Here is a 19,769-nt window from a genome sequence, read left to right as displayed (position 1 = left end):
TATGATCGGTCGCCTGGTGGTGATCGGCCTGGGATTGATTGGCGGCTCCTTTGCCAAGGGGCTGCGTGAAAGTGGCATCTGTCGCGAAGTGGTTGGCGTTGATCTGGATCCGCAGTCTCGTCGATTGGCCGTGGAGCTTGGGGTGGTGGATCGCTGCGAAGAGGATCTGGCCCTGGCTTGTCAGGGTGCCGATGTGATCCAGCTGGCGGTGCCGATCCTGGCCATGGAAAAATTGCTGGCCAAGTTGGCGAGCATGGATCTGGGGCAGGCGGTGTTGACCGATGTCGGCAGCGCCAAGGGCAATGTGGTGCGGGCGGCGACCGAGGCTTTTGCTGGTATGCCGGCGCGCTTCGTGCCTGGGCATCCGATTGCCGGTTCCGAGCAAAGTGGTGTCGAGGCCTCCAATGCCCAGTTGTTTCGTCGGCACAAGGTGATCTTGACGCCGGTGACGCAGACGGATGCGTTGGCGCTGGCGCTGGTCGACAGCTTGTGGCGCGAATTGGGGGCAGATGTCGAACATATGCAGGTCCAGCGGCATGACGAGGTCCTGGCTGCAACTAGCCATCTACCGCATCTTTTGGCATTCGGGCTGGTCGATTCGCTGGCCAAGCGCAGTGAAAATCTGGACATCTTCCGTTACGCTGCGGGCGGGTTCCGCGATTTCACGAGAATCGCCGGCAGTGACCCGGTCATGTGGCATGACATCTTCCTCGCCAATCGCGAAGCGGTCCTGCGCACACTCGATACATTTCGCAATGACCTCGACGCCTTGCGCGACGCGGTCGATGCAGGGGACGGGCATCAGCTGTTGGGCGTATTCACTCGCGCCCGGGTAGCCCGCGAGCATTTCGGTAAAATCCTGGCCCGCCGGGCCTATGTGGACGCTATGAACTCCAACGATCTGATTTTCCTGGCAAATCCTGGTGGCCGCCTGAGTGGGCGGATTCGTGTTCCAGGTGACAAATCGATTTCCCACCGCTCGATCATGCTCGGCTCCCTGGCCGAGGGCACCACTGAAGTGGAAGGCTTCCTCGAGGGTGAGGATGCGCTGGCTACATTGCAGGCTTTCCGCGACATGGGTGTGGTCATCGAGGGGCCGCATCACGGCCGGGTGACCATTCATGGGGTGGGGCTGCACGGTTTGAAGCCGGCACCTGGCCCGATCTACCTGGGCAACTCCGGTACGTCCATGCGCCTGCTTTCCGGCCTGCTGGCTGCGCAGGATTTTGATAGCACCCTGACGGGCGACCCTTCGCTGTCCAAGCGTCCGATGAATCGTGTGGCCAACCCGTTGCGGGAGATGGGCGCGGTGATCGAGACCGCAGCCGAAGGTCGCCCGCCGATGGTGATCCGTGGCGGTCACAAGCTCAAGGGTTTGACCTACACCTTGCCGATGGCCAGCGCCCAGGTGAAATCCTGCCTGCTATTGGCGGGGCTGTACGCCGAAGGCAAGACCACTGTGACCGAGCCGGCGCCGACTCGCGACCATACCGAGCGCATGCTGCGCGGCTTCGGTTATTCGGTGGATGTCGAAGGAGCGACCGCCTCGGTGGCCTCCGGTGGCAAGCTCAAGGCTACCCATATCGAGGTGCCGGCGGATATCTCCTCCGCTGCCTTCTTCCTGGTGGCCGCTTCGATCGCCGAAGGCTCCGAGCTGGTGCTGGAACATGTGGGGATCAACCCGACTCGTACCGGAGTCATCGACATCCTGCGCTTGATGGGGGCCGACATTCGCCTGGAAAACCAGCGTGAAGTGGGTGGCGAACCGGTTGCAGACCTGCATGTGCGCGCAGCCAGGCTCAAGGGGATCGAGATCCCGGAGGAATTGGTTCCGCTGGCGATCGACGAATTCCCGGTACTGTTCGTCGCGGCCGCTTGTGCCGAGGGGCGTACGGTGCTGCGTGGCGCGGAAGAATTGCGGGTCAAGGAGTCCGACCGCATCCAGGTGATGGCCGACGGCCTGCTGACCCTGGGTGTGAAATGTGAGCCGACCCCGGATGGCATCATCATCGATGGTGGCCAGATTGGTGGTGGCGAGGTCCATGGTCATGGCGACCACCGGATTGCCATGGCCTTCAGTGTGGCCTCGTTGCGCGCCAATGCGCCGATTCGCATCCATGACTGCGCCAACGTCGCTACTTCCTTCCCGAATTTCCTTGCGTTGTGCGCCCAGGTCGGCATCCGTGTTGCCCAAGAGGCCCAGTCGTGATGAGCAAGGCGCCTGTAATCACCATCGATGGGCCAAGCGGTTCGGGCAAAGGCACCATCGCTGGCAAGCTGGCCGAGCATCTGGGCTGGTGTCTGTTGGACTCCGGGGCCTTGTATCGGTTGCTGGCGTTCGCTGCCCGCAACCATGGGGTCGACCTGACCAACGAGGAGTCGCTCAAGCTTCTGGCGGCTCATCTGGATGTACAGTTCCTGGGCGCTACTGAAAGCCATCCGCAGCGGATCATTCTCGAAGGCGACGATGTGACCGACGACCTGCGTAACGAGCAGGTCGGCGCCTGGGCTTCCCAGGTCGCTGCCTTGCCGGCGGTACGGGATGCTCTGCTGCAGCGTCAACGGGCCTTTCGCGAATTGCCGGGGCTGGTCGCCGATGGTCGTGACATGGGGACAGTGGTTTTTCCCGATGCGCCATTGAAGATTTTCCTGACCGCTAGTGCCGAGGAGCGTGCACGCCGCCGCTACTTGCAGTTGAAGGGGAAGGTCGATGGTGTTAGTCTGTCGAGTCTGCTAGATGAGATTCGTGCGCGTGATGAGCGCGATACCCAGCGAGCGGTCGCCCCGCTCAAGCCGGCGGCTGACGCCATACAGCTGGATTCCACGGAGTTGTCCATCGATCAGGTGTTGCAACGCATCTTGAGCGAAATCGCCCTTCGCGATATCGCCGGGTGAACAAGGAAGGTCGTAGGGGACCAGTCATAGTCCTGCGATCTTTCTTTTATATGAACGTAACCCACATTGTCTGGAATGTGGCAGATGGGCGGCATCTTCGCCCTTATCAACAGGAATTAAAATGAGCGAAAGCTTTGCGGAACTCTTTGAAGAAAGCCTGAAAACCCTGAACCTTCAGGCAGGCTCCATCATCACCGGTGTTATCGTCGACATCGACTACCAAGCGCGTTGGGTAACCGTTCACGCTGGTCTGAAGTCTGAAGCGCTGATCCCGCTTGAGCAGTTCTACAACGATGCTGGCGAGCTGTCCATCAATGTTGGTGATGAAGTTCACGTTGCTCTGGACTCGGTTGAAGACGGCTTCGGTGAAACCAAGCTCTCCCGTGAAAAAGCCAAGCGCGCTGAATGCTGGATCGTTCTGGAAGCAGCCTTCGCAGCCGAAGAAGTGGTCAAGGGCGTTATCAACGGTAAGGTTAAGGGCGGCTTCACTGTCGACGTTAACGGCATCCGTGCGTTCCTGCCAGGTTCTCTGGTTGACGTCCGTCCAGTGCGCGACACCACGCACCTGGAAGGCAAAGAGCTCGAGTTTAAAGTCATCAAACTCGACCAGAAGCGCAACAACGTTGTCGTTTCCCGCCGCAGCGTCCTCGAAGCCGAGAACTCCGCCGAGCGTGAAGCTCTGCTGGAATCCCTGCAGGAAGGTCAGCAAGTCAAGGGTATCGTCAAGAACCTCACCGATTACGGCGCATTCGTCGATCTGGGTGGCGTCGATGGCCTGCTGCACATCACCGACATGGCTTGGAAGCGTATCAAGCATCCTTCCGAAATCGTCAATGTTGGCGACGAGATCGATGTCAAGGTTCTGAAATACGATCGCGAGCGCAATCGTGTTTCCCTGGGCCTGAAGCAACTGGGTGAAGACCCATGGGTTGCCATCAAGGCTCGTTACCCAGAAAGCACCCGCGTTACCGCTCGTGTAACCAACCTGACTGACTACGGCTGCTTCGCTGAGCTGGAAGAAGGCGTTGAAGGTCTGGTACACGTTTCGGAAATGGACTGGACCAACAAGAACATCCATCCTTCGAAAGTCGTACAAGTTGGCGACGAAGTGGAAGTTATGGTTCTGGACATCGACGAAGAGCGTCGTCGTATCTCCCTCGGCATCAAGCAGTGCAAGTCCAACCCATGGGAAGACTTCTCTGGCCAGTTCAACAAGGGCGACAAGATCTCCGGTACCATCAAGTCGATCACCGATTTCGGTATCTTCATCGGTCTGGATGGCGGCATCGACGGTCTGGTTCACCTGTCCGACATCTCCTGGAACGAAGTGGGCGAAGAAGCCGTGCGTCGCTTCAAGAAGGGCGACGAGCTGGACACCGTTATCCTGTCGGTTGACCCAGAGCGTGAGCGTATCTCCCTGGGTATCAAGCAGCTGGAAAGCGATCCGTTCTCCGAGTACGTACAAGAGAACGACAAAGGCGCAATCGTTAAGGGTGTTGTAAAAGAAGTTGACGCCAAAGGCGCCATCGTCACCCTGGCTAACGATATCGAAGCTACTCTGAAAGCCTCTGAAATCAGCCGTGACCGCATCGAAGATGCGCGCAACGTCCTGAAAGAAGGCGAAGAAGTTGAAGCCAAGATCATCAGCGTTGACCGTAAGAGCCGTGTAATCCAGCTCTCTATCAAGTCGAAAGACGTTGAAGACGAGAAAGAAGCTATCCAGAGCCTGCGCGACAAGCCAGCTACCTCGGATATCGCTGCTGGTCCTACCACTCTGGGCGACCTGCTGCGTGCACAGATGGAGAAGCAGAACTAAGTTCTGGTTCACCAAAAAAGGGCGACTTCGGTCGCCCTTTTTTATGTCTGGAAATCAGATAGGGCTATCTTGGGATGAAACCAAGACGTGCAATCAGCGGTCTCTTAAGGGGGGGATTGCAAGTAAGGGTCTTGGTTTTCGCTGGGTGACTCAGGTGGCACGAAGTCTGACCTAGGGAGGAGTATGAGCAGGTTCATGGTTGTTGGTTTGATGTTGTTTTTGGTTGGTTGTGAGGCCACTGTAAAAACCCACGCGATTCGTGGAGCCACTGGCATAGAAATCGATTGTTCTGGATTGGGCTCGGATTGGAAGAGGTGCTACGAGCGGGCTGCGCGTGAGTGCGATAGCAGTGGTTATAAGGTCCTCAGCAAATCCAGCGACGCGAAAGATGAGGAGGGCGATTATCCCTTTGGTTGGAATCCGGCGGGGTATGTGACGAGGACAATGCTCGTTATGTGTCGCTAAGATTTCGATCGGTATGGATCCGTCTCGTTTATATTGCTCGACGAGAGTGGGCTGTTCAAAACCTTCTGGGCATGCTAAAACCTTCTAAGCACTGACCTAGCTGCTTGAAAAAGAAGGGAAAAATATGACGAAGTCGGAGTTGATCGAACGAATTGTCACCCATCAAGGGCTGCTGTCATCCAAGGATGTCGAGTTGGCCATCAAGACTATGCTTGAGCAAATGTCTCAGTGTTTGGCTACCGGTGATCGGATCGAAATCAGGGGGTTTGGTAGTTTCTCACTTCACTACCGTGCTCCGAGGGTGGGCCGAAATCCGAAGACAGGTCAGTCGGTCAGCTTGGACGGGAAGTTTGTTCCGCATTTCAAGCCAGGCAAGGAGCTTAGGGACCGGGTTAATGAGGAAGAGGGCAGTGCTTTTTAAGTTTTGACTCTGAAAGACTTCAAGCTTTCATAAGGAAGAAACTACTCTCCAATTGCTCTTGCGGTGTTGCTAGAGCAGAGTCTGTCGCTGTTCTGGGGCATTTAGGTATTTCTTTTTTCTTACCATACCAATTCAATAGATGGGTGTGGTTTTTTTGTGCTTGTAGTTTGAGCTTTCGTTGTGGGTTTTGCAGTTTACGCCTGTTGTAGCTTATTGGGGTGGTCTGTACTGACCGGTTTGCGGAATAAGGATCAGTGGTGAGGGATTTTTAAGGGAAATGTAGCTCCTTGGTGCATTGTAGGCGCATAATGCCAGTTTTTGAGTGTTTCAGGCATCGTCTGTAGCGCAGGTTTGAGAGGGTACGCTAGGAAATGACCAGGATTCTTTTGACAGGAGCATCCGGTTTTGTGGGAGGCGCTCTTCATGAGCGTTTAGCCAAATTCTCGACTTACGATTTGACCCTCGCATTACGTAGGCCCATGCAAGCACTTGGAACTGCTGTTACCAGTGCTCTGATCGAGCAAATCGATGGTGCTACGGACTGGACTCAATCGCTGCTGGATTGCGAAGTGGTCATACATGCTGCCGCTCGTGTCCATGTAATGCATGAATCATCCAAAGATCCTCTTGCATCTTTTCGGAAAGTGAATGTAGAGGGGACGCTGAATTTCGCCCGGCAAGCTGCCGCTAAGGGCGTTCGTCGTTTCATATTCATTAGCTCCATCAAGGTCAATGGTGAAGAAACCTTCGGGACCCCCTATACCGCAGATTCTCAACCAGCTCCGGTGGATCCTTATGGTATTTCCAAGCTGGAGGCGGAACAGGGACTCATGAGAATTGCTTCCCAGACCGGGATGGAGGTGGTGATCATTCGCCCTGTTCTTGTTTACGGGCCTGGGGTCAAGGCGAACTTCTTGAGCATGATGAAGTGGTTGAACAAGGGTGTTCCGTTGCCTTTTGGTGCGATCAATAACAGCCGTAGCCTAGTGGCTTTGGATAACTTGGTGGATCTTGTTGTTACATGTATCGATCACCCCAAAGCTGCCAACCAGACGTTCCTCGTCAGTGATGGTGATGATCTTTCAACGACTCTGTTACTGAAGAAGATGGCTCAAGCATTGAATAAGCCTGCTCGTCTTTTACCTGTTCCGAGTTTGTTTTTAAAACTTGCGGCATTCATGCTGGGTAAAAAGTCTCTTTCGCAGCGTCTCTGTGGTTCACTCCAGGTCGATATCGCCAAGAATCGTGAGTTATTAGGTTGGAAGCCACCATTAAGTGTGGATTCAGCACTTAGTGTTGCAGCCAGTAATTTTCTTGAGAAACATACCTGATTCATGTTTTTTAGTGACTGTGTGTTTTTTCATTGTTAATGAGTGCTGGGTTTTCAGTTAATGCTCTATTTTGTATTTAGGGGTTAGAAGTCTAGATGGTAATCAGCTGGTTGATGTTAGTAGTGCTCGGTGCTTCACTTTTATTAACGTGGGTGCTGCGACATTATGCGCTGACGCGCAGTCTCATGGATATTCCCAACGACCGTAGTTCCCATTCAGTTCCGACTCCGAGAGGAGGCGGTGTAGCTATTGTCCTGAGTTTTCTCTCTGCTATTCCCTTTTTAGGCGGAGTTGTTGAGATGCCCTGGCCTTACATATGGGCATTATGGGGTGGCGGAGCGCTTATAGCCGTAGTTGGTTTTCTGGATGATCATGGTCATATCGCTGCGCGCTGGCGACTATTGGCCCATTTTTCGGCTGCTATCTGGGCTTTGGCCTGGTTGGGGGGATTTCCACCGATTCAGTTGCTGGGTGGAACGTTCAATCTTTCTTGGTTCGGCCACGCCTTCGCCGTTCTTTATCTGGTATGGGTGCTCAATCTGTATAACTTCATGGATGGTATTGATGGCATTGCCAGCGTCCAGGCTGTTACTACCTGCCTTGGTGCATGCGTTATTTATTGGGCGGCTGGTGATACATCCTTGATCTGGGGGCCACTGCTCCTGGCCATGGCAGTGTTGGGCTTCCTTTACTGGAACTTCCCCCCGGCGCGTATCTTCATGGGAGATGCAGGTAGTGGATTCCTTGGCCTCGTTCTCGGCGTGCTTTCTATCCAGGCAGCCTGGACTTCTTCGAAATTTTTCTGGGTATGGTTGATTCTTCTAGGCGTGTTCATCGTTGATGCAACCTTTACCTTGATGCGCAGATTGCTGCGAGGAGACAAGGTTTACGAAGCACATCGCAGTCATGCTTATCAGTTCGCCTCCCGCCGATATGGCCGGCACCTGCCAGTGACCCTTGCGGTGCTGGCAATTAATGTATTGTGGTTGTTCCCCATAGCCGTATGCGTAGGTCTGCTGGGCTTGGATGGTATGATCGGCGCAGTGTTGGCTTATGTGCCGTTGTTTGTTCTTGCCGTCAGATTCCATGCGGGAGAGTTGGAAAAGGCCGGCTGAGATGGACTAGCTCTGCAATGCCAAGCGATTTCTATCTATCAATGGTCAATGTAGGTTGTGACTAGGGCTCGAGGTTCAAGAATAGGGATTATGGATAAAATACGAACGCGTCTGTTAAAGCTTCCACGCAGACAAAAAAGAATCCTGCAAGTCATCACCGACATCCTTCTGGTGTGGATTGCATTGTGGATGTCGTTCGTTGTCAGGCTGGGTTTTGATGAGCTGAACAATCCATTTATTGTGCATTTTTGGCTATTTGCCAGTGCGCCAATCATTGCTATCCCGTTGTTCATCCGTTTTGGTATGTACCGTGCTGTCATGCGTTACTTTGGCAATGATGCGCTTATTACCATTGTAAAAGCGGTGACCTTGGCTGCGTTGGTTCTGGCGCTGGTCGTTTATCTCTATAGCAATCACCAGACCGTGGTGCCTCGCTCTATCGTGTTCAACTACTGGTGGTTGAGCCTAGTGATGATCGGAGGGCTTAGGCTTGCCATGCGCCAGTACTTCCTGGGTGATTGGTTCACCGCTGTCCGGCATGTGCCTTTCACCAGTCGTGATGATGGTTTGCCCAAAGTGGCTATTTATGGGGCGGGGGCCGCTGGTAATCAGTTGGTTGCAGCTCTGCGCCTGGGGCGTGTGATGCGTCCTGTGGCATTTATCGATGATGACAGCGTCATCGCCGACAGGATGATCGCCGGGCTCCAGGTATACAAACCCAAGCACCTGCAGCAAATGATCGATGACACCGGGGCAGAAGAAATCCTGCTGGCCATTCCTTCGTCCAGTCGTAGCCGGCGTCGGGAGATATTGGGGTTTCTGGAAGGCTTCCCCCTCCATGTCAGGAGCGTGCCGGGTTTCATGGACCTGGCTAGTGGTCGGGTAAAGGTCGACGATATCCAGGAGGTGGATATTGCCGATCTGCTCGGCCGGGACGCCGTTCCTGCACAGGGTGATTTGCTGGCTCATTGCATCAAGGGACAAACGGTTCTGGTGACGGGGGCGGGCGGGTCCATTGGCTCCGAGCTGTGCCGGCAGATCCTGAGTCTACGTCCGACCACCCTGATACTGTTGGATCATAGCGAGTTCAATCTCTACAACATTTTGGCCGAGTTGGAGCAACGCCTGTCCCGGGAGTCCCTGATGGTGAAATTGCTGCCGATCCTGGGCTCGGTGCGCAACTATGAAAAGCTTTTGAGCGTGATGAGCACCTGGAGTGTCGATACGGTCTATCACGCCGCGGCCTACAAGCATGTTCCGATGGTCGAGCACAACATCGCCGAAGGTGTGCTCAACAATGTCATGGGCACCCTCAATACTGCCCAGGCCGCGTTGCAATCGGGGGTCGCCAATTTCGTGCTGATTTCCACCGACAAAGCCGTCCGGCCAACCAATGTGATGGGGAGTACCAAGCGCCTGGCGGAACTCACCTTGCAAGCGCTGAGCAAGGAACTGGCCCCCGTGCTGTTCAACGACTCATCGAAAATTTCACGGGTCAATAAAACCCGGTTCACCATGGTCCGCTTCGGCAATGTGCTGGGTTCGTCAGGTTCGGTCATTCCGCTGTTCCATAAGCAGATCAAATCCGGGGGGCCGCTCACGGTTACCCATCCGAAAATCACCCGTTATTTCATGACTATCCCGGAGGCTGCCCAACTGGTCATCCAGGCTGGTTCGATGGGGCAGGGGGGGGATGTTTTCGTGCTGGATATGGGTGAACCGGTAAGAATCGTCGAACTGGCAGAGAAGATGATTCATCTTTCCGGGTTGAGTGTTCGTTCGGAAAGGAACCCCCATGGAGATATTGCTATTGAGTTCACCGGTTTGCGCCCTGGTGAAAAGCTTTACGAAGAGTTGCTGATTGGCGACAACGTCGTGGCCACCCAGCACCCAATGATCATGAGCGCCAACGAGGATCATTTGTCTTGGGATGCACTCAAGATCAAGCTCGGCGAACTCCTGCTGGCACTGGATAACGATGATTATTCACGAGTTCGCCAGCTCTTGCGCGAGACCGTCAGCGGTTACACACCTGACGGAGAAATAGTCGATTGGGTTTATCAGCAACAGCGCCTCAAGCCCTGAATCTACACAAGCGGTAACTCTCCCGCTTTTGACTTGCTCCATGCATCTCCTAGGTTTGGAAGGCAGCTTTGGAAAAGCTGCTTTCCTTCTCGATGTCATGGAGCGTCATTATGCGTAATTCTTATTTCTCCTCCCTGGCTTTTGCATTGCTGGCCAGCCTTTCTCTCGCCACCCAGGCAGCACCGATCGCCAAGGTGCAGGAAGCCGCCACTGAAGTGGTAGAACATTCCACCTCCAATTCAACCAGGCTCGACCTCAACACTGCCGATGCCACCCTCTTGCAGCGCGAACTGCTTGGCATAGGCGAGGCCAAGGCCAGGGCGATAGTCAGTTATCGCGAGGCAAACGGTCCCTTCGCTTCAGTGGATGAGCTGCTAGAGGTCAAGGGAATCGGCAAGGCCATCCTCGAGCGCAACCGAGACAAGCTCCAGGTCAACTGAGGCGCCCCGTTCAAGACGAAAGCCGATCATTGATCGGCCTTCGCCTTCAGAAGGGATGGCCTCGAAGTCTAATTTTCATCGGCGAGGTAGATTTTTTCCATGAAATGATGGAAATATTATATGTGTAATATTTAATTCGCCAACCTTGCAAGATCGCGAATGCCCATCAGGTTCATTCATCGTCAGGAGTGCAGCTATGAGTTCGGTTCGTTCCCAAGGCAAGGCCTTGATCACGGGAGCTTCATCCGGTATTGGCGCGGTCTATGCCGAGCGCTTGGCGGCGCGAGGCTTTGACTTGTTGCTGGTGGCTCGGGATGAGGAGCGTCTGCATGTCGCGGCTAATACTCTGCAAGCCAGCCATTCGGTGCAGGTCGAGGTCTTGAAATCCGACCTGACCTCCAGGAGCGATCTGCTCGAGGTCGAGCGTCGCTTGCGCAATGACCGGGACATCAGCCTATTGCTGAACAATGCCGGAGTCGCGGCCGATGGCCCCCTGGCTGCCGCGGACCTGGATCAGATGGAACAGATGATCCAGCTCAATGTGGTGGCCCTGACCCGTTTGGCGAGCGCCGCAGCCGCCAACTTTTCTGCGGAGGGGCGAGGAGCGATCATCAATATCGCCTCCGTGGTGGCCCTGCTGCCGGAGCGTTTCAACGCTACCTACAGCGCCACCAAGGCTTATGTATTGAGCCTGAGCCAATCCCTGCAGGCAGAACTGAAAGGCACCGGGGTCCAAGTCCAGGCCGTCCTGCCCGGGGTCACTCGTACCGAGATCTGGCAGCGCGCGGGCTTTGATGTATCGGTTATCCCGGCAGAAATGGTGATGGATGCGGGGGAGATGGTCGATGCGGCCTTGAGTGGTTTCGACCAGCGGGAATTGATTACCCTGCCGTCGTTGCCCGATGCCGGGGATTGGCAGGCCATGGTGGCGGCGCGCTTGGCCCTGGCCCCCAACCTCTCACGCAGCAGCGCGGCGGCCCGTTACAAATAAGCACGCAACGGAGCGGCTGCCGTTACCGCTCCTGTTCCTTCAAGCCTTCGCGTACCACTTCAAGTATCTGCGCAGCCAGTTGTGGATTTTCCACACTGCGCGACAACATCAGCGCACCTGCCAGAGTCGACATGATCATCAGGCTGCGCTTGGGCTTGTCTTCGCCATCCAGGGTCGCTTCCACTTGCGCGAGCCTGGCCTTGAGCACCGCGTCGGTGGTGGCGCTGGGTTGGCCACGCTGGCCGAGCTCCGAGCTCATGGTCGGGAGCGGACAGCCCAGGTGTGGTGACTCCTGGTGCCATTCGGAGAGGTAGTTGTCGATGAATGCCTGCAGGGGATGTTCCTGGGCGAACAGCTTGGCGCAATGAGCATCGAGGTCCTGGGCGGCAGAGCAGAGCGCTTCTTCCACCAGTTCGTCCTTGGAGCTGAAGTGGGAGTAGAAGCCGCCATGGGTGAGGCCCAGGGCTTTCATCAGGGGTTGCAAGCCTGTTGCCCCTATACCGTCGCGACGAAATCGCTCCGAGGCTTCCTTGATGATGCGTTTATGGGTCTGGGCTTTGTGGTCTGTTGAATAACGCATCTGGGAAACCTCCGCAACAAGGCCACTATTTTAACCAGGGTTCAGCCGATCACATCCACTTCTGTACCTGCTTTGGCTGGCTGCTACAGCTTGGCGACAGGTTTCCATGCCAAGCACAGTCAGGTGAGTTGGCACGATAAGTGGTTACTGATCACTCATCCATTGTTGAACAATCCTGAGGCCTTTTCATGAACGTTGGTTTATCCCTGGCGGATCAGATTCGCCTGGAACTGCGTGCGGACATCATCGGCGGTCGCCTTTTGCCCGGCATGCCCCTGGTGGAGAACGAACTGGCCGGTAGCTACAACGCCTCGCGCAACACCATCCGCGAGGCGCTGCATTGCCTCGGGCAGGAGGGATTGACACGTTATGTGCGCCACAAGGGAGTGATGGTCCGCCGCTTGGAAAGGGACGATCTGCGCGATCTGTTCAGGGTGCGCCGGACCCTGGAGTTGCAGGCAATCGCCAGCGCCAGGCCGCTGCGCGAGTGCCAGTCGGGCCATATGCTCGATGCTATCGAGGCGGCCGAACTGGCCAGGGACCGAGAGGACTGGCGCGCCGTCGGTACCCATGGCCTGGTTTTTCACCAGCATGTGGTGGCGTTGCTGGACTCACCATTGCTGGACGAGTTCTTCACCAATGTGGTGGCGCAGCTGCGCCTGGTGTTTTGCACCGCGCCAGACGAGGCGCTGTTCCAGGCCCCCTGGCTGGAGCGCGACCGGCAGATCCATGGGTGGCTGGCCGACGGCGACACGGCGTCGGCCGGAACGGCCATGGCGTGTTACCTGGATGATTCCGAGCGCCTGTTGCTGAACATGTTCGATCCATCCTTGCGTCATTGAACGAGGAGCATAGCGATGTACAAGGACTATCCCGCGGCCTACCAGGTCAGTAAGGGCTCGGCGTTGCAAGTGGACACGGCCTTCTACGAGCGCATTCGGGCCAACCCTGGCCAGCGCATGTTGATCGAGAGTTTCGAGGTGCCGATCCGCACGGGACGTGCCTGGAAGGTGCCAGCCGGTCATGTGTTCCGGGTCACCACGCCCCATGGTCCACAGGTGGGCGATTTCAACGTCTGGAATGCCCACGATCCGCGCGAGCGCTTATGGGCGGCCCGAACCCGGCAGTTGCAGGGAGCGCATGTCAGTACTCACGATCGGCTCTGGTCGAACCTGCCGTTCCTGCGGCCGCTGGTGACCATCACCGACGACAGCCTGGCCGATTACGGTATCGATGAGCATGGCGGGCGCCTGCATGACTTGCTGGGAACCCGCTGCGATCCCTATGTGAACCGGATGCTCACCGGCGAGGATTTTCACCACCACTGCCATTCCAACCTGACGCGGGCGGTGCTGCCCCACGGCCTGACTGAGTTCGACGTGCATGATGTGCTGAACATCTTCCAGTGCACAGGGCTGAACCACGACGACCTGTACTTCATGAAGGCCTGCCCGGCGGGCAAGGGCGATTACCTGGAGTTCTTTGCTGAAATCGACCTGCTCTGCGCTTTGTCGACCTGCCCTGGCGGGGATTTGTCCCTGCCGATGTGGGGGCCACAGGCGCAGGACCCGCTCAGCGTATGCCGGCCATTGGGGGTCGAGGTCTATCGCCTGGAGCCAGCGTTACTCGAGGGCTGGAGCTCGCCTGAACGGGCGGCCTACCAGGGCCTGCATGGTTTGCAGATCGCCACGCCCGAGTGGGAAAGTTGAGCCCATGGCCCCCTGCACCGCAGGCGCAGGGGGCCATGTATTCACCGGTCGCGGGCGTCCTTGGCGTCCGCTTCGGCATTGCGTTCGGCCACGCGTCGGCGCTGTTCTTCGGTAAGTTCCACCTTGCTGGCGGTATCGCGTAGCAGCATCAGGCCACCCACGATCGAACCGATAGCGACCACCAGAATCAACCAGGCATACCAGGGCATAGGGCTCTCCTTGATGAGGCCGTCTGCCGGAAGCGAGGTTCGCTCCGCAGCGGCTTGTAACGCTTTGAGTCAAAACGTTTTGCAGGGGTTCCATTGTATGCCTGTTCGGCCTGGCCGGCAGCGTCTCTAGAGTCCGGTGAGCATGGCATCTGCCGGCGCATTGGCCCGCGACTGTGCGGTGCACTGGAAGTAAATGAAGCCCAGCCCCATGAGGCCGAGGAAGACCAGGCCGATCAGCGTATTGAACCAGGCCATGGCCACCAGGCACACCACGGCCAGCAGCAGTGCCAGGGCCGGGACCAGCGGATAACCGGGAGCGCGGAAGCTGCGTGGCAGGCCGGGCTCGGTCTGGCGTAGCCGGAACAGGCTGAGCATGCTCATGATGTACATCACGATGGCGCCGAACACGGCCATGGTGATCATGGCTGCGGTGAGACTCAGCCCACCGAGGTTGACCAGGCCATCGCTATAGATCGCGGCGATGCCCACCAGACCACCGGCGATGATCGCCCGGTGCGGGGTCTGGAACCGCGACAGCCCGGCCAGGGAGGCGGGCAGGTAGCCGGCGCGGGCCAGGGCGAAGAACTGCCGCGAGTAGCCGAGGATGATCCCGTGGAAGCTGGCTACCAGGCCGAACAGGCCGATCCACACCAGCATGTGCAGCCAGCCGGAGTTGTCGCCGGCCACCGCCTTCATGGCCTGGGGCAGCGGGTCGTTGATGTTCGCCAAACTGCGCCAGTCACCCACGCCACCTGCGAAGAACATCACGCCCAGGGCCAGCACCACCAGGGTCAGGATGCCGCTGATGTAGGCCCGGGGGATGGTGCGCCTGGGGTCCTTGGCCTCCTCGGCAGCCATGGCCGCGCCCTCGATGGCCAGGAAGAACCAGATGGCGAAGGGGATCGCCGCGAACATGCCGGCAACTGCTGCGCTACCGAGCTGATCCGTGCCGGCCCAGCCATTGGCGGCGAAGTGGCTGAAGCTGAACGCCGGGGCCACCACGCCCATGAATACCAGCAATTCCAGGACCGCCAGGACGCAGACCACCAGTTCGAAGGTTGCCGCCAGCTTCACCCCGAGAATGTTCAGGCCCATGAAGACGACATAGGCCGCCACTGCGGCGTGCTTGGGGTCCAGCGTCGGAAACTGCACGTTCAAGTAGGCACCGATGGCCAGGGCGATGGCCGGTGGGGCGAAGACGAACTCGATCAGGGTCGCCAGCCCGGCGATCAGCCCGCCTTTTTCGCCGAAGGCCCGACGGCTGTAGGCAAAAGGGCCTCCGGCGTGGGGAATCGCGGTGGTCAGTTCGGTGAAGCTGAATATAAAGCAGGCATACATGCAGGCGACCAGCAGCGAGGTCACCAGGAACCCCAGGGTCCCGGCCACGCCCCAGCCATAGCTCCAGCCGAAATACTCCCCGGAAATCACCAGGCCGACAGCGATCCCCCAGAGATGCAGCGTGCCCAGGGTGGGCTTGAGTCTTGTGTTCATCGATAGCGTCCTGAACGATTGGAAAGGTCCGGGACAGGGCGTTGCAGCGGTCGTGCCAGGCGGCCACGGGGCGTCGCAAAGTTCGGAAAACCGTCGTATCGAGAATATTCCCCGACCGCGGCCCGTCTTGGGCGTTGCAATCCGGTGCGCTTGGCAGCCTCGCTTTGGGGCAAGGGCCTATCGTCCTTCGCCCGGGCCAGAGCGGCCATGGCGTGAGTCTTTACGCTTTCTTTATGGCCCACCCACCCCGTCGCTCTCGTTCCTTTACAGGCAGCCTGCGGACAATGTCGCCATTCGCGGCGATCGCCGTACCTCGGAGAAATTCCATGAACATACTGGACGCGGTGTCGTTGCTGCTGGCGGTGGGCCTGTTCGTTTACCTGCTGATTGCACTGTTGTGCGCGAATCGGAACTAGGAGCGACGCTGATGCACAGTTATGACTATTGGCTGATCCTCGCCTTCTTCGCGCTGGTGCTGGTGCCCGCACCCTGGCTGGGAGGCTTCTACTACAAAGTGATGGAGGGCCAGCGTACCTGGCTGACCCCGATCCTGGGGCCGGTGGAGCGTGTGTGCTACCGCATCGCCGGGGTCGATCCCCAGCTGGAGCAGAGCTGGCAGAAGTACAGCCTGGCCTTGCTGGCCTTCAACCTCGCCGGGTTCGTCCTGTTGTTCATCATCCTGCTGTTCCAGGACCACTTGCCCCTCAACCCGCAACACCTGCCGGGGCAGGAGTGGACCCTGGCCTTCAACACCGCGGTCAGCTTCATGACCAACACCAACTGGCAGGCCTACAGCGGCGAGGCGTCCCTGAGCTACTTCAGCCAGATGGCCGGCCTGACGGTACAGAACTTCGTCAGCGCGGCCACCGGGCTGGCGGTGCTGGTGGCCCTGTGCCGGGGTATCGGCCGGCGTTCGGTACGCACCCTGGGCAACTTCTGGGCCGACATGACCCGGGCCACCCTCTACGGCCTGTTGCCGCTGTGCCTGCTGCTGGCCTTGCTGCTGGTCTGGCAGGGCGTGCCGCAGACGTTCGCTCACTATGTGGACGCCCTGACCGTGCAAGGTAACGACCAGGTGATTCCCCTGGGGCCAGCGGCCAGCCAGATCGCCATCAAGCAACTGGGCACCAATGGCGGTGGCTTCTTCGGGGTCAACTCGGCGCATCCGTTCGAGAACCCCACGGCCTGGAGCAACCTGTTCGAACTGGTATCGATCATCCTGATCCCGGTGGCGTTGGTCTTCACCTTTGGCCATTACGTCAAGGACATGCGCCAGAGCCGGGCCATCATCGCCTGCATGCTGGCGCTGTTCATGATCGGCGGCGCCACCTCGTTGTGGGCCGAATACCAGCCCAACCCGGCACTGGCCAACCCGGCTGTGGAGCAGACAGCGCCGCTGGAAGGCAAGGAGACGCGCTTTGGTACCACGGCCACGGTGCTGTGGTCGGTGACCACCACCGCCGCTTCCAACGGTTCGGTCAACGGCATGCACGACAGCCTCAACCCGCTGAGCGGCATGGTGGCGCTGATCAACATGATGGTGGGCGAGGTGATCTTCGGCGGCGTCGGCGCCGGGCTCTACGGCATGCTGCTCAATGTGCTGATCGCAGTATTCCTGGCCGGCCTGATGATCGGGCGCACGCCTGAATACCTGGGCAAGAAGCTCCAGGCCAGGGAGGTGCAACTGCTGGTATTGACCCTGATGGTCATGCCCATCGGCGTGCTGGTGCTGGGGGCGCTGGCCGCCAGCTTGCCAGGACCGGCAGGAGCCATCAGCAACCCTGGGCCCCACGGCTTCAGCCAACTGCTGTACGCCTACACCTCGGCCAGCGCCAACAACGGTTCGGCATTCGGTGGTTTCAGCGCCAACACCCCGTTTCATAACCTGATGCTGGGCCTGGGCATGCTGATCGGTCGCTTTGGCTACATCCTGCCGGTGCTGGCGCTGGCTGGCAGCCTGGCCCTGAAAAAAACCGCGCCTGTAGGCCAGAACAGCTTTCCCACCCATGGCCCACTGTTCGTGGCCTTGCTGACCATGACCATCTTGCTGGTAGGTGGCTTGACGTTCCTGCCGACCCTGGCGCTGGGTCCCATCGCCGAACAACTGAGCATGGGCTTCTGAGGATCCGATGATGAATATGCATGTTCCCACCTCGAACAAGGTCGCCGATGCGGCGGCCAAGGCCAAGCATTCTCCTGCGCCGTCGTCGGCCACCAGCCTGTCCGCCCTGTGGCGCCCGGCGCTGGTCCAGGCTTTCGTCAAGCTCGACCCACGGCAACTGCAGCGCTCGCCGGTGATGCTGGTGGTGGAGCTGACCGCGATCCTCACCACTGTGCTGTGCTTGGTGCCCAACACCGCGGTGCCGACTTTCGTCGCCGTGCAGATCGCCCTGTGGCTGTGGTTCACCGTGTTGTTCGCCAACTTCGCCGAGGCCCTGGCCGAAGGGCGTGGCAAGGCCCGTGCCGATAGCCTCAAGGCCGGCAGCGAAGGCCTGAGCGCCCGGCGCCGGGGGGCTGATGGCAGCTTCCAGCTGGTGCCAGCGGCCAACCTGCGCAAAGGCGATGTGGTGCGGGTCGATGCCGGGGAAATGATCCCGGGCGACGGTGAAGTGATCGAAGGTATCGCCGCGGTCAACGAAGCGGCGATCACCGGAGAGTCGGCGCCGGTGATCCGCGAGTCCGGTGGCGATCGCTCGGCGGTGACCGGCAACACCCGCCTGGTGTCCGACTGGTTGCTGGTGCGTATCACCAGCAATCCCGGGGAGTCGACCCTGGACCGCATGATCGCCTTGGTGGAAGGCGCCAAGCGTCAGAAGACCCCCAATGAGGTGGCCCTGGACATCCTGCTGGTCGGTCTGACCCTGATCTTCCTGCTGGTGGTGGTGACCCTGCAGCCGTTCGCCCATTTCGCCAATGGCAGCTTGCCGCTGGTGTTCCTGGTGGCGCTGCTGGTGACGCTGATCCCGACCACCATCGGCGGCCTGTTGTCGGCCATCGGTATCGCCGGCATGGACCGCCTGGTGCGCCTGAATGTCATCGCCAAGTCCGGGCGGGCGGTGGAAGCCGCCGGGGACGTGCATGTGTTGATGCTGGACAAGACCGGCACCATCACCTTCGGCAATCGCCGGTGCAGCGCCATCCACCCGGCCCCGGGCATCAGCGCCGGGGACATGGCCGAGGCCGCCTTGTTGGCGTCCCTGGCCGACGACACGGCCGAAGGCAAGTCCATCGTCGAATACCTGCGCGAACTTTATCCACAGCCCGAGCCGGGCAGCGAACTGCTGGTGGCCGTGCCTTTCAGCGCAGAGACCCGCTTGTCCGGGGTCGACTATCGTGGCCAGGCCTATCGCAAGGGGGCAGTGGACTCGGTGTTGGATTTCGTTGGCCTCAAGCGCGATGACCTGGCTCCGGCGCTGGCCCGCGAGATCGACAAGATCGCCCAGAGCGGCGGCACTCCGCTGCTGGTCTGCGCCGCAGGCCGGTTGCTGGGCGCGATTCACCTCAAGGATGTGGTCAAGCCCGGTATCCGCGAGCGTTTCGCCGAGTTGCGCAAACTGGGGATCCGTACCGTGATGGTCACCGGCGACAACCCGCTGACTGCCGCCGCCATCGCCGCCGAAGCCGGGGTCGACGATGTGCTGGCCGAGGCCACGCCGGAGAAGAAGCTGGCGCGCATCCGTCACGAGCAGAACGACGGGCGCCTGGTGGCCATGTGCGGCGACGGTGCCAACGATGCCCCGGCGCTGGCCCAGGCCGATGTCGGCATGGCCATGAACGACGGCACCCAGGCCGCTCGCGAGGCGGCCAACATGGTCGACCTGGACAGCGATCCGACCAAGCTGCTGGACGTGGTGCAGATCGGCAAGGAACTGTTGGTGACCCGTGGCGCCCTGACCACCTTTTCCATCGCCAATGACGTGGCCAAGTACTTCGCCATCCTGCCGGCCTTGTTCGCGGCGATTTATCCACAGCTGGGCGTGCTCAACATCATGCACCTGGCCAGCCCGCAGAGCGCGATTCTCTCGGCGATCGTGTTCAACGCGCTGATCATCGTGGTGCTGATTCCCCTGGCCTTGCGCGGTGTGCGGGTGCAGGCCGCCAGTGCCGCCCACCTGCTGCGGCGCAACCTGCTGATCTACGGCCTGGGCGGCATCGTGGTGCCCTTTACCGGAATCAAGCTGATCGACCTGCTGCTGACCGCCGCCCACCTGGTGTAGGCGG

The 19,769-nt window shown here is 58.7% G+C and carries 18 protein-coding genes; 15 read left to right on the top strand and 3 right to left on the bottom strand.

Annotation, left to right across the window (positions count from 1 at the left end; genetic code table 11):
- The first annotated feature begins 1 nt into the window (after nt 1).
- The 10 genes from C4K40_RS22275 to C4K40_RS22230 all read left to right on the top strand — a co-directional run bounded on the left by C4K40_RS22275 (nt 2) and on the right by C4K40_RS22230 (nt 11,559).
- Nucleotides 2–2,209, top strand: a complete 2,208-nt coding sequence (locus tag C4K40_RS22275; protein ID WP_022640120.1) for a bifunctional prephenate dehydrogenase/3-phosphoshikimate 1-carboxyvinyltransferase — start codon at nt 2–4, stop codon at nt 2,207–2,209.
- Nucleotides 2,209–2,895, top strand: a complete 687-nt coding sequence (gene cmk, locus C4K40_RS22270; protein WP_053133198.1) for a (d)CMP kinase — start codon at nt 2,209–2,211, stop codon at nt 2,893–2,895. The genes C4K40_RS22275 and cmk overlap by 1 nt, the downstream gene beginning before the upstream one ends.
- A 121-nt stretch (nt 2,896–3,016) precedes the next feature.
- Entirely contained in the window at nt 3,017–4,711 is a 1,695-nt protein-coding gene (gene rpsA, locus C4K40_RS22265) for a 30S ribosomal protein S1 (RefSeq protein ID WP_022640118.1), read from the top strand.
- 183 nt (nt 4,712–4,894) lie between these two features.
- Nucleotides 4,895–5,176 carry a hypothetical protein gene (locus C4K40_RS32000; protein WP_083456927.1) on the top strand — a complete coding sequence of 94 codons (282 nt, stop codon included), beginning with the start codon at nt 4,895–4,897 and terminating at the stop codon, nt 5,174–5,176.
- A gap of 124 nt (nt 5,177–5,300) precedes the next feature.
- Nucleotides 5,301–5,597 carry an integration host factor subunit beta gene (gene ihfB, locus C4K40_RS22255; RefSeq protein WP_022640117.1) on the top strand — a complete coding sequence of 99 codons (297 nt, stop codon included), beginning with the start codon at nt 5,301–5,303 and terminating at the stop codon, nt 5,595–5,597.
- A gap of 371 nt (nt 5,598–5,968) precedes the next feature.
- A complete protein-coding gene (locus C4K40_RS22250) occupies nt 5,969–6,928 on the top strand; it encodes an SDR family oxidoreductase (protein ID WP_083456926.1) in 960 nt (319 codons plus the stop codon).
- A gap of 95 nt (nt 6,929–7,023) precedes the next feature.
- Nucleotides 7,024–8,043, top strand: coding sequence for a glycosyltransferase family 4 protein (locus C4K40_RS22245; protein ID WP_053133195.1), 1,020 nt, complete (start codon nt 7,024–7,026; stop codon nt 8,041–8,043).
- Nucleotides 8,044–8,133: 90 nt separating this feature from the next.
- A complete protein-coding gene (locus tag C4K40_RS22240) occupies nt 8,134–10,128 on the top strand; it encodes a nucleoside-diphosphate sugar epimerase/dehydratase (protein WP_053133192.1) in 1,995 nt (664 codons plus the stop codon).
- A gap of 110 nt (nt 10,129–10,238) precedes the next feature.
- Complete coding sequence (locus tag C4K40_RS22235) at nt 10,239–10,568, top strand: ComEA family DNA-binding protein (protein WP_022640113.1); 330 nt, start codon at nt 10,239–10,241, stop codon at nt 10,566–10,568.
- Between the two features lie 196 nt (nt 10,569–10,764).
- On the top strand, nt 10,765–11,559 hold the full coding sequence (locus C4K40_RS22230; protein WP_053133189.1) for an SDR family oxidoreductase: 795 nt from the start codon (nt 10,765–10,767) through the stop codon (nt 11,557–11,559).
- Nucleotides 11,560–11,581: 22 nt separating this feature from the next.
- Here C4K40_RS22230 and C4K40_RS22225 read toward each other — a convergent pair whose 3' ends face one another.
- On the bottom strand, nt 11,582–12,139 hold the full coding sequence (locus C4K40_RS22225) for a TetR/AcrR family transcriptional regulator (RefSeq protein ID WP_031320267.1): 558 nt from the start codon (nt 12,137–12,139) through the stop codon (nt 11,582–11,584).
- A 188-nt stretch (nt 12,140–12,327) separates the two neighbouring features.
- On the opposite strand from C4K40_RS22225, the gene C4K40_RS22220 reads away from it, so the two are divergent.
- A complete protein-coding gene (locus tag C4K40_RS22220) occupies nt 12,328–12,981 on the top strand; it encodes a GntR family transcriptional regulator (protein WP_022640110.1) in 654 nt (217 codons plus the stop codon).
- 15 nt (nt 12,982–12,996) lie between these two features.
- The gene (locus tag C4K40_RS22215; RefSeq protein WP_022640109.1) at nt 12,997–13,848 is read left to right on the top strand and encodes a DUF1989 domain-containing protein; all 852 of its coding nucleotides are present in this window, start codon (nt 12,997–12,999) and stop codon (nt 13,846–13,848) included.
- A 41-nt stretch (nt 13,849–13,889) separates the two neighbouring features.
- Here the strand turns inward: C4K40_RS22215 and C4K40_RS22210 are convergent, their stop codons facing one another.
- Entirely contained in the window at nt 13,890–14,057 is a 168-nt protein-coding gene (locus C4K40_RS22210) for a DUF2897 family protein (protein WP_022640108.1), read from the bottom strand.
- Between the two features lie 126 nt (nt 14,058–14,183).
- Nucleotides 14,184–15,548: an ethanolamine permease gene (gene eat / locus C4K40_RS22205; RefSeq protein WP_053133186.1), complete on the bottom strand. Its 1,365-nt coding sequence runs from the start codon at nt 15,546–15,548 to the stop codon at nt 14,184–14,186.
- Between the two features lie 326 nt (nt 15,549–15,874).
- Between eat and C4K40_RS22200 the strand changes: the two genes are divergently transcribed.
- The 3 genes from C4K40_RS22200 to kdpB are packed head-to-tail and all read left to right on the top strand — an operon-like array spanning nt 15,875 to nt 19,765.
- Nucleotides 15,875–15,964, top strand: a complete 90-nt coding sequence (locus C4K40_RS22200) for a potassium-transporting ATPase F (protein WP_022640106.1) — start codon at nt 15,875–15,877, stop codon at nt 15,962–15,964.
- An 11-nt stretch (nt 15,965–15,975) separates the two neighbouring features.
- Nucleotides 15,976–17,670 carry a potassium-transporting ATPase subunit KdpA gene (kdpA, locus tag C4K40_RS22195; protein WP_053133183.1) on the top strand — a complete coding sequence of 565 codons (1,695 nt, stop codon included), beginning with the start codon at nt 15,976–15,978 and terminating at the stop codon, nt 17,668–17,670.
- A 10-nt stretch (nt 17,671–17,680) separates the two neighbouring features.
- Nucleotides 17,681–19,765, top strand: coding sequence for a potassium-transporting ATPase subunit KdpB (kdpB, locus tag C4K40_RS22190; protein ID WP_053133180.1), 2,085 nt, complete (start codon nt 17,681–17,683; stop codon nt 19,763–19,765).
- Nucleotides 19,766–19,769: the final 4 nt, after the last annotated feature.

The sequence above is a fragment of the Pseudomonas sp. CMR5c genome, from assembly GCF_003850545.1.
Classification (GTDB): domain Bacteria; phylum Pseudomonadota; class Gammaproteobacteria; order Pseudomonadales; family Pseudomonadaceae; genus Aquipseudomonas; species Aquipseudomonas piscis.
The sequence above is the reverse complement of the archived record's forward strand: the minus strand, read 5'-3'. Positions and strand labels throughout refer to the sequence as shown.

What these genes read in the sequence shown, in the direction of transcription:
- C4K40_RS22275 (WP_022640120.1), top strand. Translation starts at nt 2, where the DNA reads ATGATCGGTCGCCTGGTGGTGATCGGCCTGGGATTGATTGGCGGCTCC.
- C4K40_RS22250 (WP_083456926.1), top strand. Translation starts at nt 5,969, where the DNA reads ATGACCAGGATTCTTTTGACAGGAGCATCCGGTTTTGTGGGAGGCGCT.
- C4K40_RS22230 (WP_053133189.1), top strand. Translation starts at nt 10,765, where the DNA reads ATGAGTTCGGTTCGTTCCCAAGGCAAGGCCTTGATCACGGGAGCTTCA.
- C4K40_RS22225 (WP_031320267.1), bottom strand. Translation starts at nt 12,139, where the DNA reads ATGCGTTATTCAACAGACCACAAAGCCCAGACCCATAAACGCATCATC.
- C4K40_RS22245 (WP_053133195.1), top strand. Translation starts at nt 7,024, where the DNA reads ATGGTAATCAGCTGGTTGATGTTAGTAGTGCTCGGTGCTTCACTTTTA.
- eat (WP_053133186.1), bottom strand. Translation starts at nt 15,548, where the DNA reads ATGAACACAAGACTCAAGCCCACCCTGGGCACGCTGCATCTCTGGGGG.
- kdpB (WP_053133180.1), top strand. Translation starts at nt 17,681, where the DNA reads ATGAATATGCATGTTCCCACCTCGAACAAGGTCGCCGATGCGGCGGCC.
- C4K40_RS22240 (WP_053133192.1), top strand. Translation starts at nt 8,134, where the DNA reads ATGGATAAAATACGAACGCGTCTGTTAAAGCTTCCACGCAGACAAAAA.
- C4K40_RS22220 (WP_022640110.1), top strand. Translation starts at nt 12,328, where the DNA reads ATGAACGTTGGTTTATCCCTGGCGGATCAGATTCGCCTGGAACTGCGT.
- C4K40_RS22210 (WP_022640108.1), bottom strand. Translation starts at nt 14,057, where the DNA reads ATGCCCTGGTATGCCTGGTTGATTCTGGTGGTCGCTATCGGTTCGATC.
- C4K40_RS22235 (WP_022640113.1), top strand. Translation starts at nt 10,239, where the DNA reads ATGCGTAATTCTTATTTCTCCTCCCTGGCTTTTGCATTGCTGGCCAGC.
- rpsA (WP_022640118.1), top strand. Translation starts at nt 3,017, where the DNA reads ATGAGCGAAAGCTTTGCGGAACTCTTTGAAGAAAGCCTGAAAACCCTG.
- C4K40_RS22215 (WP_022640109.1), top strand. Translation starts at nt 12,997, where the DNA reads ATGTACAAGGACTATCCCGCGGCCTACCAGGTCAGTAAGGGCTCGGCG.
- C4K40_RS32000 (WP_083456927.1), top strand. Translation starts at nt 4,895, where the DNA reads ATGAGCAGGTTCATGGTTGTTGGTTTGATGTTGTTTTTGGTTGGTTGT.
- kdpA (WP_053133183.1), top strand. Translation starts at nt 15,976, where the DNA reads ATGCACAGTTATGACTATTGGCTGATCCTCGCCTTCTTCGCGCTGGTG.
- C4K40_RS22200 (WP_022640106.1), top strand. Translation starts at nt 15,875, where the DNA reads ATGAACATACTGGACGCGGTGTCGTTGCTGCTGGCGGTGGGCCTGTTC.
- cmk (WP_053133198.1), top strand. Translation starts at nt 2,209, where the DNA reads ATGAGCAAGGCGCCTGTAATCACCATCGATGGGCCAAGCGGTTCGGGC.
- ihfB (WP_022640117.1), top strand. Translation starts at nt 5,301, where the DNA reads ATGACGAAGTCGGAGTTGATCGAACGAATTGTCACCCATCAAGGGCTG.